1 protein-coding gene is annotated in these 716 nt (G+C 32.8%); it reads right to left on the bottom strand.

The features are described 5' to 3' along the window. Positions 1–716 (bottom strand): DUF2971 domain-containing protein (locus J1782_RS00165; protein WP_217151891.1); only part of this gene is annotated, 716 nt, incomplete at both ends.

Genomic DNA, 716 nt, shown 5'->3' with positions numbered 1-716 from the left:
GATTATAACCTCTTTATCTTTCTCCGAAGTTTTTTCACCTAAAATGACATTTTTCAGACTGTTTTTAGGTAAACTCAGTGTTATACCACCCTCCGATTCTTTTGCGCGCTGATCAACTTGTTTGAAGGAAAGATGATATACCATACGTTTTTCTTGTTCATAAGACCATTCTTTGGATTTTGTTGCTAACATATTTTTAAATATATTAAATATTAAAGACTGACACTTTCTAAAACCATCTTCATAGAGATGCTCATAACCATCCATATGACCTTTTTGTAGAGCCGCTGCATTATATCCAATTTGATCATTAAGAAGTGTAATAATTGCAGAGTCGATAGTTGAAGGGGTTGCAAGATAATCTACTTCAAATATGTATACCTCTTCTAATTCACTCATTTTTTCTTCATCAAACTCGAGGCATATACCTGTCATGCTATTGGCATAATGAGCCCACATAGTCGGATTCAAAGGAGTTTTAGTAAAGCATGAAATACGCGAGGAATTTATGATATCATTTACATTAGGCTCAATCTCTCTCATACTACCTATATAGTCATCGTATTCGTATTTAGAGGGATTTCCACCTGATTCACCATACCATATTTGTATAATTCTTTTGTATCTTTCATTTTTATCATTAAATTTTGGAAAGCCACTCTCAACATGACAAAAACCCTCCGCACTATCATTCATTTTATTGATATGATTAAAAA

It is taken from the genome of Rahnella sp. BCC 1045 (assembly GCF_019049615.1).
Taxonomy (GTDB): domain Bacteria; phylum Pseudomonadota; class Gammaproteobacteria; order Enterobacterales; family Enterobacteriaceae; genus Rahnella; species Rahnella contaminans.
The sequence above is the reverse complement of the archived record's forward strand: the minus strand, read 5'-3'. Positions and strand labels throughout refer to the sequence as shown.